A 14,422-nucleotide genomic window follows, 5' to 3' on the forward strand; every position below is an offset into this window, starting at 1 on the left:
GACAAGAGCCAGCTTCATGACCCCCTGCGCACCCTCCTTCACGCGTTTATTTCATGCGTCGCTCACTATCGGCAGCCAGCGAGATGCACGCATACTTACCCCGAGGTGCCTCGTAGAATATATCGAAATAAAGTCAAATGTGTATCACCTTGAGAATACGGGAACAATATGGCTGCTATATGTGTCGCAGCTGGCGGCCATCCTCTTATTAGTTTTTCACCCGATTCTTATTTTACTTGTTGCTAAATATTGCATCGCACCATAATCGATATTGCAGCGCAACGACGCATTGTAGGTTTTTGCTTGCCTGGTCTTTTACGATGACATAGCTTTTTCCTGTTTCCGGCTTCAAGAGCGCCACCGTCATCAGGGAGCGGCGGCAGTCTTTCGAAGACCAAGGGGGGGCGGGCGGTAACGGTGCCCTCTGCTTCGGGGTAGGTCGTGACAGCTGCCGGAAAATAACTTCCCAACATGAATTGCTTGGGCAGGCCCCTGTGGGGCTTGACGGTCGATTCTTCACTGTGAACCCGGGAGGATTTTGGATGCGTGGACTTGCGAAAACTACCTACATACTGACGACCGCGGCGTTTTTATCGCTCGGCGCTGCCTATACGGCTTCGGCCAATGAAGACCTTGCAAAGCTCGCATCGGATGCGAAGAACTGGGCGATGCAGACGGGTGACTACGCCAACACCCGCTATTCCAAACTCAACCAGATCACTGCGGACAATGTGAAGAACCTGCAGGTCAAATGGAGCTTTTCCACCGGCGTGCTGCGTGGTCACGAAGGCGGGCCGCTGATCATCGGCGACGTGATGTATGTCCATACGCCTTTCCCAAACAACGTCTTTGCTCTCGACCTCAAGAATGACGGCAAGATCCTGTGGAAATACGAGCCCAAGCAGGACTCGAACGTCATTCCGATCATGTGCTGCGACACGGTCAACCGCGGTGTCGCCTATGGCGACGGCAAGATCATTCTCAACCAGGCCGACACAACCGTCGTCGCGCTCGATGCCAAGACCGGCAAGGTCGTCTGGTCTGTCAAGAACGGCGATCAGACCGACGGCGGAAAGGGCGAATCCGGCACGTCGGCACCCGTAGTCATCAAGGACAAGGTGCTCGTGGGCGTCTCCGGTGCTGAATTCGGTGTTCGCGGCTGGCTGGCCGCCTACAATCTGAAAGACGGCAAGCTCGCCTGGAAAGCCTATTCGGAAGGTCCTGATGCAGACACCCTTCTCGATCCCGAGAAGACGACTCATCTCGGCAAGCCTGTCGGAAAGGATTCCGGCACGAACACCTGGGAAGGCGAACAGTGGAAGACGGGCGGCGGCACGACATGGGGATGGTATTCCTATGATCCCAAGCTGAACCTGGTCTATTACGGCACTGGCAATCCCTCGACATGGAATCCGGTCCAGCGCCCAGGCGATAATCGCTGGTCCATGACAATCATGGCTCGCGATGCGGATACCGGTGTTGCCAAATGGCTCTACCAGATGACCCCGCATGATGAGTGGGACTATGACGGCATCAACGAGATGATTCTCATCGATGGCATGGAGGTCAACGGCGCCAAGCACGACGTGCTGGTGCATTTCGACCGCAACGGCTTTGCCTACACAATGGATCGAGCCACCGGCGAACTTCTCGTCGCCAAGAAATACGATCCGGCAGTGAACTGGGCGACGGAAGTCAACATGGATCCCAAGAGCGACCAGTATGGCCGCCCGCAGGTCGTCGCCAAGTATTCGACCCAGCAGAACGGCGAAGACACCAACTCGACCGGTATCTGCCCGGCCGCGCTTGGAACCAAGGACCAGCAGCCGGCCGCCTACTCGCCGAAGACCGGGTTGTTCTACGTGCCGACCAACCATGTCTGCATGGACTATGAGCCTTACAAAGTGAGCTACACCGCCGGTCAGCCCTATGTGGGCGCCACCGTGTCGATGTATGCGGCGCCTGGCGGTGACGGTAACATGGGCAACTTCATTGCCTGGGATGCAGCCAAGGGTGAGATCGTCTGGTCGAAGCCCGAGCAGTTCTCGGTGTGGTCGGGCGCATTGGCGACAGATGGCGACGTCGTCTTCTACGGTACCCTCGAAGGCTACATCAAGGCGGTCGATAAGGACGGCAAGGAACTCTACAAGTTCAAGACCCCGTCCGGCATCATCGGCAACATCACGACCTACGAGCATGACGGCAAGCAGTACGTCGCCGTTCTGTCCGGCGTCGGTGGATGGGCCGGTATCGGTCTGGCAGGGGGGCTGCTTTCGCCCGACAACGCCGCTGCCTGGCATGGCGCCGTTGATCAGGGCCGTGCGCAGGGCGACCAGACCGCGGTCGTTGGAACCGCTGGTCTGGGTGCCGTCGGCGGTTACGCGGCACTTGCCGACTATACGACACTGGGCGGGCAGCTCACCGTGTTCGGCCTCCCGGACTGATAACCGGGAAGAGCCTTACGGCTAGGTTCGAAAACGAGAGCCCGGGTCACCGGGACGCCGGGAACCGGGCTCTCGATTGCGCCGCGCACCCAACTCCGATCAATGCCGCTGCACGACGGCAGCCAGGGTTTCTGGCAAACGAAGGAAGAGCCTGAATGATCGTTCGCATTGCAGTTTCCGCTCTCGCCCTGGTTCTGCTGCCTCTGGCCAGCTCAAGTCTGGTACGGGCCGAAGACAGCATGGAGAAAGCCAAGGCGGTGAAGCAAGAAGGAGGCAAATATTTAGATGCGGACGGAAATCCGACCTACAAGATCGAAAACGGAACCGTCGATTGGTACACCTTCAGCGGGTACCGCCGGTATCACTCAGATTGCCATGTCTGTCACGGACAGGACGCCACAGGTTCGAGCTATGCGCCTGCCCTGGCTAATAGCCTGAAGAACATGGATTACGCCACGTTCCTGTCGATCGTCGCCGAGGGCCGCAAGAATGTCGGCGGCGGCAAGGAAAACGTCATGCCTGCCTTTGGCGACAACAAGAACGTCTATTGTTACCTGGACGATCTCTACGTCTATCTGCGCGCGCGCGCAGATGGCGCGGCACCCCGCGGCAGGCCGCCCAAGCACGAAAACAAGGCTCAGGCAGCCAAGGATGCCGAAGCATCCTGCATGGGTGGATGATATGACCGGCCGCACTGCATCGAAGCTGCGCGTCGTTCTGCCGATCCTCGGCGCGCTCGCCTTGCTGCCGTCGAACGTTCTGGCACAAAATGCCGGGCTTGGCGCTGCGGGCGAACTGGTCGATCCCGACATTCTGCGCGTCTGCGCCGATCCCTCGAATATGCCCTTTACCGACAAGAACGGCCAAGGCTTCGAAAACAAGCTGGCTGAACTGGTTGCCAAGAAGACGGGGCGGAAATCAGTCGCTTACACGTGGTTTCCCACTGTCACCGGCTTTGTGCGCAACACGCTTGGGGCCAATCGATGCGACATCATCATGGGCTACGCCCAAGGCGATGAACTGGTGCAGAACACCAATGCCTACTATCGCTCCGCCTATGTGCTCGTATACCCCAAAGGCAACGGCATGGAAGGCATCGAGACGATCGAAGACCCGAAACTTTCCGGCAAGAGAATCGGCGTCGTCGAAAGCACGCCGCCAACCGCCAACATGGCCGCCAACAAGCTTCTGCGGACCGCCAAGATCTATCCACTCGCGGTGGATACGCGCGTCACTCCGTCCATGGGGGAGGTCATGATCAAGGACATGCTCGCCGGCAAGATTGACGCGGCGGTCCTGTGGGGGCCGATGGCAGGTTACTATGCCAAGGAACTCGGAGCCGATGTCACCATTGTTCCGCTGTTGAAGGAAAAAACCGGCTCGCGCATGTCCTACCGCATCACCATGGGTGTACGCCCGTCCGACCAGGAATGGAAGCGGACTCTCAACCGGGTGATCAGGGAAAACCAGCCGGAGATCACCAAGCTCCTGCTGGGTTACAATGTGCCGCTGATCGACGAGCACGACAATCCGATCACGCAATAGTTGGGATGGGTCAGGAGGAGGAAAAACCTGCGCGATGAACAATTGAAGAGAAGAAGACTACAGCTACTTTCGATAGTTTGTTTTTCGGGCCTTTCAAAACCTTGTGTTTCATTTGTCCATTTTGAGAACGTGATGGACGAGCCATTGCTTCGGTGCCCTGCAATGGTTGGCTAACCACCGGATCGGCCCCTTCGGGCTGGTAGAAGAGGAGAAATGTTATGAAGAAGAGCTGGACAAAACCGACCATGTGTCAGGTTGCTGCGGGCTTTGAAATTTCGCGCTATCTGCCTGCTGAAATTACTCCCAAGAAGTAGGCCGCAGAGGTGCGTGTCCCTGGCAACAGGGGCACGCATCCCCTTGCCGTATGGGATTTTCGTGAAAGAGTTTGAGGCGCGCAAAGCGGGCGGGCCGTTTTTTGCGGCTGCAAATTGGCTGTTGGTCAGAGAAGCCGCGGGGCGGGCGTTTTCATGCGCTTGAAAATCATCGGATCGGCGGCCGGCGGCGGCTTTCCGCAATGGAACTGCAATTATCGTCTGAGCCGTGCGGCTCGCACCGGGGTAGCTGGTGTGCATTCACGAACCCAATCGAGTGTCGCCGCGTCGGCGGATGGGCTCGGCTGGGTTCTGTTCAACGCCTCGCCCGACATTCGCCAGCAGATCGCGGCAACGCCTGAATTGCAGCCCGCGCACGATGCGCAGCTGCGCTCGACACCTATTCGCGCGGTGGTGCTGACCAATGCCGATGTCGATCATGTGGCCGGCCTGCTCAGCCTGCGTGAGCGGCAGCCTTTCGCTATCTATGCAACGACACAGGTTCTGGCGACGCTGGAGGCGAATTCGATTTTCAATGTCCTCGATCCGGCGCTCGTGCCGCGACGCATCTTGCCGCCGGCGCAAGAACTGTCGATCTGCGACGCAGACGGCCACGACACCGGGGTGGCTGTCGAGAGCTTTCCCGTGCCCGGGAAGATAGCCCTCTATCTCGAAGAAAGAGGTCAGCCGGATGCGAATTTCAGCTCTGACACTGGCGACACGATCGGCGTCCGTATCGCCGGTGCCGGCAGTCGCGGCTCCGTCTTCTACATCCCCGGCTGCGCCCGCATCGATGCGGCCCTGCGCACGCGTCTAGCCGATGCCGCATGCCTTCTGTTCGACGGCACGGTCTTCACCGACGACGAGTTGATTGCTGCCGGCGTCGGCCAAAAGACCGGTGCGCGCATGGGGCATCTGGCAATGTCGGGAGACGCGGGGTCGATCGCCGGCTTGGCCGATGTGAGGATCGGCCGTCGTGTCTTCGTCCACATCAACAACACCAATCCTGTTCTGGACGAGAATTCTGCCGAGCATGCAGCAGTCGAAGCGGCTGGCTGGGAAGTGGCCTGCGACGGGATGGAGATGGAACTTTGAGTGATTTCCACCACGCAGCCAGCAACGGCCTGTCCTCCAGAGAGCTCGAAGCCGTGCTGCGGCAGGTCGGTGCCGAGCGCTATCACAACCACCATCCTTTCCATCACAGGATGACCAGCGGTGCGCTGTCGAGGACCGAGATGCAGGCCTGGGCGCTGAATCGCTATTGCTATCAGGCGGTCATTCCGCGCAAGGATGCCATGATCCTCGCTCATGCCGAGGATCCGGCGTTTCGCGCCGCCTGGCGCAAACGCATCGAGGATCATGACGGCGAGGACGGCTGGAGCGGCGGTATTGCGCGCTGGTTGCACCTGGCGACCTCGCTCGGTCTCGATGCCGACGCGGTGAAGAGCGAGAGGCTGGCCCTGCCGGCGACACGTTTTGCGGTTGGCGCTTACCTCTCCTTTTGCACGAACCGGACCCTGCTGGAGGCGGTCGCGTCGTCGCTGACTGAGATGTTCTCGCCGCTCATCATCGGCGAGCGGGTGCCCGCGATGCTGGCCAGATACGATTATATCACCGAGGACACGCTGGCCTATTTCACCCGACGGCCCGAACAGGCCTCGCGCGACGCCGACTTCGCGCTCGCCTATGTGCTCGAACATGCCGACACGACGGAGCGCCAGCAGCAGGTGATCGATGCACTGGTGTTCAAATGCGATATACTCTGGGCCATGCTCGACGCGCTTCAACACGCCTATGGCGAGCCGGGCAATATCCCGCCGGGCGCCTTCCGTCCGGAGGCAGCCCAATGATGGCACTGCGCGAAAGGGCCATGGTGTCGCTGCAGTCGGTTCCATCGCTGCCGAAGCACGTGCGCATACAGTATGACCCCGTGCGTCAGGCGTTCGCCGTGCTGTCGCCCGAAAAGGTGTTCTGGCCAAACGAGATCAGCCTCGACATATTGCGCCGTTGCGATGGGCGGTCCACGGTCGGCCACATCATTGCCGGCCTTGCCGCAGATTACGATGCCGAACAGGAGGCTGTGGCGGCCGATGTCGTCGCCTTCCTGCAGGAATGGTCTGACAAGCTGCTGGTGAAGCTATGAGCGAGCCCCGTCTCCCCCCGATCGGCATGCTGGCGGAACTGACGCATCGCTGCCCGCTGCAATGCCCCTATTGCTCCAATCCGCTCGAATTGCTGAAGGCCAATCGCGAACTCGACACGCAGAGCTGGCTCGACCTATTCTCGCAGGCCGCCGATCTTGGCGTTCTCCAGGTGCATCTGTCCGGCGGTGAACCGACGCTGCGTCGCGATCTCGAGCAATTGATCGCCGGGCTTTCGGCGCGCGGCGTCTACACCAACCTGATCACCGCCGGTGTCGGCATTGCGGATGGCCGCATCGAGGCATTTGCCGAAGCCGGGCTCGACCATCTGCAACTGAGCTTTCAAGGTGCACGGCCGGCGACCACCGAGCGCATCGGCAATCACAGGGGCAGCCACGAAAAGAAGCTGGAAACGGCACGTCGCGCTCGCGCGGCCGGCTTGCCGCTTACCATCAACGCGCCGATCCATCGCCACAATATCGAGGAGGTACCGGAATTCATCGATCTGGCCCTTTCGCTGGGTGCGGAGCGTCTCGAGATCGCCAACGTACAGTACGCCGGCTGGGCGCTGACCAATCGCGATCAACTGATGCCCGAGCGTGCTGCCGTCGACCGCCAGGCGGAGATCGTCGCGGCGGCGCGCGAACGGCTCACCGGCATCATGAACATCGATTTCGTCACGCCAGATTATTTCGCCATCTATCCCAAGCCGTGCATGGGCGGCTGGGCGCGCGACGCCTTCATGGTGACGCCAGACGGCACCGTACTGCCATGCCATGCCGCCCAGACCATACCGTCGCTCGGCTTCGAGCGTTTTGGATCACGCAGCCTGGCCGCGATCTGGACCGATTCCCCGGCATTTAATGCCTTTCGAGGCACGGACTGGATGCAGGAGCCCTGCCGCAACTGTGAGCGGCGCGAGATCGACTGGGGCGGCTGTCGCTGCCAGGCGATGGCAATCGCCGGCGATGCCGCCGCGACGGACCCGGCTTGCGCGAAATCGCCGATCCATGCGCGCATGGCAATGCTGATCGACGAGGCCCAGCGCGCTGCGACGGTTCCTTCGAAGGACGAACCATTCGTCTACCGGCGCATCGGCATCGTCACCGAGCCCGCCTGACTGCCAACTATTCCTACGGCCTACCCTAGTGAAAGCCGTTCGGCATGCCACGTCATATGGTCATGCATGAATGTCGAAATGAAAAAATAGGAGTGATCGTATTCGTCCTGCATCCGCAATTTCAACGGAATGCCTGCCTTGGAGCAGGCGTCTTCGAGCAGCCAAGGCCTGAGGCCCTCCTGGAGGAAACCGTCTGACGTTCCGTGATCGACCAGGAATTCCGGGAAACGATGTCCATCCTCGATGAGCGAAGTGGCATCGTAGCGCCGCCACGAGGCCTCATCCAGGCCGAGATATTTTTCGAAAGCCGGCTTCGACCAGCCGGCTGTGCTTGGCTGCACGATCGGCGCAAACGCCGAGCAACTTCTGAAACGCGCGGGATTGTTCAGTGCGATCGTCAGCGCGCCATGCCCGCCCATCGAATGGCCGAAGATCGACTGGCGCGCCATATCGGCGGGAAATTCGCGCCCGATCACGGCTGGCAGTTCCTCGACGATATAGGAATACATGCGATAGTTCTTGGCATACGGCTCTTGCGTCGCGTCGAGGTAGAAACCGGCGCCGCTGCCGAACTGCCAATTGTCCTTTTCATCCGGAATGTCGGCACCACGCGGGCTGGTGTCGGGACAGACAACGATCAAGCCAAGTTCGGCGGCAATACGTCTGTATTCGCCTTTTTCCATTACATTCGCATGGGTGCAGCTGAGTCCGGAGAGGTACCACACCACGGGGCAACGGCTTTCCCGTGCCTGCGGAGGCACGAAAATGGCAAACGTCATTTCGCACGAGCAGCTCGTCGAAAGATGAGAGTAAACATGCTGGGCGCCGCCATGCGACTTGGCAGTCGAGACGAGTTTCGGGTGCTCTGGCATATATTCTTCTCCACCAATTTTAACCGCCGACCGTAGGCTCTACGACATCAAGGGTGATCGCGGCAACCTTGGTGGGCCGGCTGGCGCGCGGGGCTCTTGATCGGAGCCGGGATGGCCTGCCTTCGCCGACCGTCTTGGCGCAGCAAGGCGCGAGAGGCCACTCGCTGGCGCAGCGTTGCCCAGCAAGCCATACGGGCCAGGCTGGGCGATTGTTGGCGATGCTGGCTATAACAAGGACGCAGTCACTGCGCAGGCATCGGCGATGCTTCCGGGACGCCGAACTCTGCGCAAATGCACTTGCCATGGCTTTCAGTGGCGACAGCCGCTTCGACGCGGCTATGGCGGACGAGCACGCACGCGTCATCGCGTGGGCTCGCAGCAAGCGCGCCAGGGTACCGAGCAAGAACTGGTGGAACCGACGGCTATTCCCGACCGTCGAAAGCCACGGACAGGCCCAGGGCAGTTGCTGCCTCGACGATCGCCTCGGTTAGCTCTTCGTCGGATGCGACCAGATAAGGGGCGGCTTGCCGTGCTGCGTTTAATGTCGCTGTGATCGAGATGGTGTCACCACGATCCTCCCTATTGAGGACTGCGGCGATTGCTTGCTCTACTACCGGACTGACCCTTTGCACCTTACTCATCCACCCTCGCCGTCCGCGACCCAGGGCGATGGTAATCTATCCACGGTTGTGTTCAATTCGATATACGGAACGTACAGACTCGACCGGCTGGACCGCGACGGCCAAACATCTCTAATTCCGACGGCATTCTAGATCGACCAAGCCTCGCTACCGGGCCTCGACCAGGTTTCTCAGCAGATCGCCCGCGCGCTGCGGAGCCCTGGCAAATTGCCAGGTTCGTATGTGAGCCCGGTCCAGGAGCTCGGCTCGGCCCACGGGCGCGCCCCCTGCGCTGGGCGAAGATATCGCCTAGAAATAGCCGAGGATGGATTTTACCTCGAGATACTCCAACATGCCCTCGATCCCATATTCGCGTCCGTTTCCGGACTGCTTGAAACCGCCAAACGGGGCGTGCGGATCCCAGGCCGGGTAGTTGAGATGCACCTGACCGGAGCGGATCCGCGAGGCCACGTCCCTGACGGCGTCCACATCCTGGCCCTGCACATGGGCCCCCAGACCGTAGACCGTGTCGTTGGCGATGGTGACGGCCTCCTCGATTGTGTCGTAGGGGATGATGCAGAGAACTGGCCCGAAGACCTCTTCCTGGGCAATGCGCATGGTCGTGCGCACGTCGGAAAAGATGGTCGGCCTCACATAGAACCCGACGTTCAGATCGTGCGCACGGCCCGGTCCGCCGGTGAGGAGCCTGGCGCCCTCAGAAATGCCGACGCCGATCATGGTTTGGATGCGGTCGAATTGGGCACGGTTTGCGATTGCACCATGAGTTGTGGCTTCGCAAAGCGGATCGCCAATGACGATCTGGGCTGCGGCCCTTTTGGCGATTGCCTCGATCTCGGAGAGCAGCGCGCGTGGCACGATCATGCGCGTCGGGGCGCTGCATGACTGGCCGAGATTGCGGAAGGCGGCGGCTACGCCCAGAGAAACGGCGCGATCGAGATCTGCGTCCGGCAGGATCACGTTCGGCGACTTGCCGCCCAGCTCCTGCGCGACACGCTTGACGGTGGTCGCCGCCGCCTGGGCCACCGCAATGCCCGCGCGGGTGGACCCGGTAATGGAGATCATGTCGACATCCGGATGGGAAGCGAGACCCACACCCACGCTTGGACCATCACCTTGCAGGAGGTTGAAAACCCCGGCAGGGAAGCCGGCTTCCTCGATTGCCTCGGCGAACAGCAGAGCGTCCAAGGGAGAAAGCTCACTCGGCTTCAGCACGATCGTGCAGCCTGCAGCGAGCGCCGGCGAAACCTTGGCGGTGATCTGGTAAAGTGGCCAGTTCCACGGAGTGATCAAGGCGCAGACACCGATCGGTTCGTGGGTGACGGCGGTTTGCCCCCGTTGCTTGACGAAGCGAAAGTCTGTCAGCACATCGCGAGCGACCTTAACATGCGTGATCGCCAGCGGCACGTGGGCGCTGCGCGCATAGCCGATCGCCGCGCCCATTTCTAGGCTCAGGCATTGAGCCAGCAGTTCGCCGCGCGCCTCGAGCAGCGCTTGCAGGCGATCGAGTAGACCCGCGCGGTCTTCTGGCGTGGTCCGACTCCAGGTGGCGAATGCCCGGCGAGCCGCTGCAACGGCCGCGTCAACGTCCTCGCCATTTCCAAGCGGAAACTGGCTCACAACCTCTTCTATGGCGGGATTGACGACGACGCCCGTCGCGGTGCCGCTCGGCTCAACCCATTGACCGTCGATGAAGAACTTGTCCAGGTGGCCGTTGCGGGCCAGGTGTTCGAGGGGCGTCATCACCCTACAAGGTCCTTCATGCGGTAATAGGCGCCGAGAATCGGCAGGAACCAGGGGCGCCCGAAATAACCGGGGATCGCTGGCCAGTCGAAATCCTTCCAGGGATTGAGCTCGGGGCGCCCGTCCATGACGTCGGCCATGATGGTGCCCATCAACGTCGACATCTGGGTCCCGTGTCCGCTATAGCCCATCGAGTAATAGATGCCATCGCGCTCTCCGGCGCGCGGCAGGCGATCGCTGGTCATATCGACCATGCCGCCCCAGCAGTAGTCGATGCGGGTGCCGGCCAGTTCCGGAAAGACCTCGACCATCGCCGCCTTGAGTATCCGGCCGCTTTTTTCGTCGGATTGAGGGTTGGACACGGCAAAGCGCGCCCTCCCGCCGAACAGAAGGCGATTGTCCGGCGTGAGCCGCCAGTAGACAACGAGATTGCGCGTGTCGACGACCATGCGCCCAGTCGGCATGAGACGCCTGAGGTGGTCGGGCGACAGCGGCTCGGTCACGATCAGAAATGCGCCGACCGGGATCATGCGCCGGCGGATCCAGCCGAGCGGGCCAACCTGGGAAATGCCGCTTGCCAACAGGACCTGCCGCGCGACAATCTTGCCCTTTGGCGTCGTTACCTCATGCCCGCCTGAAACCTTGCGCATCGCAATGACGGGCGAGCGTTCATGGACCTCTGCGCCACGCCGGGCAGCGGCGGTCGCGAGGCCCCGGACGAACCGGCCGACATGCATGCCCGCGCTCTTGGGAAAGAGCAGCCCGCCATGGTAGCGGTTGGTGCCGACTTCGGTTCGCAGGTCCTCGCGCGCGATCATCCTGGTGTCGGGATCGACATTGGCAGCCAGTAGTTCCTGGCTGCGCGCCAGCATGTCGTAGTGCTCGGGCTTGGCGGCAAGCTTGAGCTTGCCGACGCGGGAGAAGCTGCAGTCGATCTTCTCTTCCTGCACCAGCCGCTCGACCATATCGACGCCGGCGTCAAAAGCCTTGTAGAGCGCATTTGCGGCCGGCTTGCCGTGCTTGCCAGCCATGATTGCATAGTTCTGGGCAAAGCCGTTGTTGCACATGCCGCCATTGCGGCCGGACGCGGCATTGCCGATCGTTTCGGCCTCCAACAGGGCAACCCGGGCGCCCTTTTTGGCAAGGGCCAGCGCGGCGGAGGAGCCGGTCAGGCCGCCGCCCACAATCGCCACGTCGTAGCGGCCTTCGAGCGGTTTGGACGACCCTTCATTGAACGGCTGAGACGTATCCAGCCAGTACGAGGTAAACTTCATTTTCTTGACCACCAGTGTTGATTTGAGTGGGGCGACATCCGAGCGTAGTCGCGCGCCTACCAGCCGCGCATCCGCTCCCAACGCGCTTCAATCTTGGGGCTGGCCCCGTTGACGACGCTGTAGAAATCATGCTGGGCGGCCATCGCACACGCATGGTTGGGCAGAATCCGGACCCGAGTCCCGAGCGGCAGCTCGGGCATGGACTTTCCAGAACCGGCACGAATGGCGAGGATACCGTGTTCCTGGCTGGCCTGGGCCACGATCACATCTTCAAGCACCCGCCCCTTTTCGTCGCAGACCACGCCGTAACCCTGGTCGATCTGCTGGTTTGCGGTTCCCCGGTCGCGCGAAAGCGCCATCCATCCAGCGTCGACCAGCACCCACCCCTTTTCCGGCTTGGACCCGATCACCGTGGCCAATACGGAAATCGCGATGTCGTCGAGTTCGCACACCCCAACGCCGTGCTGGACCAGGTCGAAGAACATGTAGACCCCGGCGCGCAGCTCCGTGACCCCCTCAAGATTGTCGACGAAATGCGCTGTCGGCGTTGAGCCGACGCTGACGATCGGGCAGGCATGGCCATGGGCGCGCAGGATTTCAGCGGCGCGCACCGTGGCTGAACGCTCGTTCTCGCCTGCCTTGACCAGCGCATCGGGCGTGTTCAAGCCATAGGATTCGCCTGCATGGGCGAGAACGCCGACGAGTTTGGCACTGGCCGCGACGACACTGCCGGCCACGTCGAGCAACTTCGGGTCGTCCGGCCTCAAACCGCCGCGATGGTCATCGCAGTCCAGTTCGATGAAAACAGATGGGGTCATACCGGTGGCTTCGCGGACGCCGGCCAGGGCATCGGCCTGCCCGACCGAATCGAGCAACAGCTTCACATCAGCGCCGGTGCGGCGACAAAGCTCCATGGCCCGCCTGGCCGAGGCCGGCGAGATGCCGACCGCGTAGGTCATGTCTCGAAAGCCATGGCCCGCGAAATACTCCGCCTCGGCGATGGTAGAGACCGTGATCGGACCGCGTTCGCGATGGAACGCGTATCGGGCGACATCGATGCTCTTGGCCGTCTTCATATGCGGGCGCAGCACCACGCCAAGCTTCCTGGCGCGCTCAGCCAGACCCTTGATGTTGTGCTCGAGCCGGCCACGGTCGAGAAGCAGCTTCGGGGTGACCAAGGCGTCGATCGTCCTAGCCGTCTCGCTCACCGCCAGGCTTGCCGCCATCTTATTCATAGTCTCGTTTCCTAAGTGAACGACTGGTTTGCCAACGCATACATATGGGCTGGCCCCTCGGCGACGGGTCGTTGTCCTTTGACCATGGCGGTCGCAGTGCCGGACCGCTGCAGGCCAAGGCTCGCAAGCCAGTCGCCCAATCCATCCTCGGCATAGACGTCGATGCGAACGAATTGATTGTGAAGCCTCGAAAGCTGGGCCAGGATCAGAAGCCGCGCGTCGTGGTCGCTCTCGGTTGCACAAGGGCCGACGACATAGCCGCGGCCATACCTCCTCGCGACAGCGTAGCCTGCAATCCGTCCCCTGCGCTCAATGACCAATGCGTTGCCGACATCGGCGAGCGCAGCCACCATCGGCAGCCGGGGCATGCCCGTGGCCCGTTCGTCGAAGGCCTGGATTGCCGCGAGGTCAAAGGCTGTCGCTTGACGGATGTCGTCGCGGGTACTCCGCGTCACGGCGACAGCCAGCGAGCCCTGGTGCTGAAGCACCGTGCCCCAGGCAGTGAAGCCGCGTCGCTTGTAGAGCGCCAGCCCCTCTTCGGTTGAGTTGAGCAGCAGGTTGCGACCGTGTGTCGCCTCAAGCAATCCATCAAAGAGCCGGGCGCCGTTGCCACCGCCTTGCGCGGAGCCAGTAACTATGATCATCCCGACCGAGGCATAGGACTGTCCGTAATTCCAGGACATGGCCGTGCCAATCACCTGTCCTGCCCGCTCAAGGACCAGGCCATTGCCGACCATCAGGGCAAATTCCCAATCCTCCTGACGGTAGGCCCAGGCCATCTCCTGCGACAGCTTCAGTGCGCCCGGCAAATGGCGGGTTTCCAATTTCATCAGCTCGATCGGGGCGCTGACGATATGTCTGTCATGCTCAAAGGCCATAAGGTGCAACGCTGTCAGTTGATCCAGAGTCGGATTGAAGTCGGATCTTAGAGTCGCGCCCGGCGGACAGATTTCGCTGCTGTTTTGCCCCTTCAAATCAGCGGGATTATTCGTTTTATGCAGTTCCTCGGCATGCCAAATCGTGCAAATCGGGCGAGGAATACCTGGCACCTTGAATCGCCGCTTCGTGGTTGCCCGATCGGCGATGCCCAGGAGGAATT

At 61.1% G+C, this 14,422-nt stretch carries 14 protein-coding genes; 7 read left to right on the forward strand and 7 right to left on the reverse strand.

The features are described from left to right. Positions 1-542 precede the first annotated feature (542 nt). The 3 genes from NKK47_RS20180 to NKK47_RS20190 all read left to right on the forward strand — a co-directional run bounded on the left by NKK47_RS20180 (position 543) and on the right by NKK47_RS20190 (position 3,989). Entirely contained in the window at positions 543-2,444 is a 1,902-nt protein-coding gene (locus tag NKK47_RS20180; RefSeq protein WP_352578026.1) for a methanol/ethanol family PQQ-dependent dehydrogenase, read from the forward strand. Between the two features lie 155 nt (positions 2,445-2,599). Then, positions 2,600-3,124, forward strand: a complete 525-nt coding sequence (locus NKK47_RS20185) for a c-type cytochrome, methanol metabolism-related (protein WP_023678824.1) — start codon at positions 2,600-2,602, stop codon at positions 3,122-3,124. 1 nt (position 3,125) lies between these two features. Beyond that, positions 3,126-3,989, forward strand: coding sequence for a substrate-binding domain-containing protein (locus NKK47_RS20190; RefSeq protein WP_352578027.1), 864 nt, complete (start codon positions 3,126-3,128; stop codon positions 3,987-3,989). A gap of 10 nt (positions 3,990-3,999) precedes the next feature. On the opposite strand, the gene NKK47_RS20195 is transcribed toward NKK47_RS20190, so the two are convergent. Continuing rightward, entirely contained in the window at positions 4,000-4,236 is a 237-nt protein-coding gene (locus NKK47_RS20195; protein ID WP_352578028.1) for a hypothetical protein, read from the reverse strand. 220 nt (positions 4,237-4,456) lie between these two features. Here NKK47_RS20195 and pqqB point away from each other — a divergent pair, with 220 nt between their 5' ends. The 4 genes from pqqB to pqqE are packed head-to-tail and all read left to right on the forward strand — an operon-like array spanning position 4,457 to position 7,561. Next, positions 4,457-5,395, forward strand: coding sequence for a pyrroloquinoline quinone biosynthesis protein PqqB (gene pqqB / locus NKK47_RS20200; RefSeq protein ID WP_352578029.1), 939 nt, complete (start codon positions 4,457-4,459; stop codon positions 5,393-5,395). Continuing rightward, positions 5,392-6,150: a pyrroloquinoline-quinone synthase PqqC gene (pqqC, locus tag NKK47_RS20205; RefSeq protein ID WP_352578030.1), complete on the forward strand. Its 759-nt coding sequence runs from the start codon at positions 5,392-5,394 to the stop codon at positions 6,148-6,150. Before pqqB ends, pqqC begins: the two co-directional genes overlap by 4 nt. After that, positions 6,147-6,443, forward strand: coding sequence for a pyrroloquinoline quinone biosynthesis peptide chaperone PqqD (gene pqqD / locus NKK47_RS20210; protein ID WP_352578031.1), 297 nt, complete (start codon positions 6,147-6,149; stop codon positions 6,441-6,443). The genes pqqC and pqqD overlap by 4 nt, the downstream gene beginning before the upstream one ends. After that, entirely contained in the window at positions 6,440-7,561 is a 1,122-nt protein-coding gene (pqqE, locus tag NKK47_RS20215) for a pyrroloquinoline quinone biosynthesis protein PqqE (protein WP_352578032.1), read from the forward strand. Before pqqD ends, pqqE begins: the two co-directional genes overlap by 4 nt. 20 nt (positions 7,562-7,581) lie before the next feature. On the opposite strand, the gene fghA is transcribed toward pqqE, so the two are convergent. From fghA to NKK47_RS20245, 6 genes are all read right to left on the reverse strand, one after another. Further along, a complete protein-coding gene (gene fghA, locus NKK47_RS20220) occupies positions 7,582-8,433 on the reverse strand; it encodes an S-formylglutathione hydrolase (protein ID WP_352578033.1) in 852 nt (283 codons plus the stop codon). 422 nt (positions 8,434-8,855) lie between these two features. Beyond that, entirely contained in the window at positions 8,856-9,074 is a 219-nt protein-coding gene (locus tag NKK47_RS20225; RefSeq protein ID WP_352464190.1) for a hypothetical protein, read from the reverse strand. 288 nt (positions 9,075-9,362) lie between these two features. Then, positions 9,363-10,817: an aldehyde dehydrogenase family protein gene (locus NKK47_RS20230; RefSeq protein WP_352578034.1), complete on the reverse strand. Its 1,455-nt coding sequence runs from the start codon at positions 10,815-10,817 to the stop codon at positions 9,363-9,365. Next, positions 10,814-12,088 carry an NAD(P)/FAD-dependent oxidoreductase gene (locus NKK47_RS20235; protein ID WP_352578035.1) on the reverse strand — a complete coding sequence of 425 codons (1,275 nt, stop codon included), beginning with the start codon at positions 12,086-12,088 and terminating at the stop codon, positions 10,814-10,816. The genes NKK47_RS20230 and NKK47_RS20235 overlap by 4 nt, the downstream gene beginning before the upstream one ends. Before the next feature lie 56 nt (positions 12,089-12,144). Next, a complete protein-coding gene (locus NKK47_RS20240; RefSeq protein ID WP_352578036.1) occupies positions 12,145-13,323 on the reverse strand; it encodes an alanine racemase in 1,179 nt (392 codons plus the stop codon). A gap of 11 nt (positions 13,324-13,334) precedes the next feature. Then, a complete protein-coding gene (locus NKK47_RS20245) occupies positions 13,335-14,372 on the reverse strand; it encodes a GNAT family N-acetyltransferase (protein WP_352578037.1) in 1,038 nt (345 codons plus the stop codon). Positions 14,373-14,422 lie beyond the last annotated feature (50 nt).

The organism is Mesorhizobium sp. M0019, assembly GCF_040323975.1.
GTDB lineage: Bacteria > Pseudomonadota > Alphaproteobacteria > Rhizobiales > Rhizobiaceae > Mesorhizobium.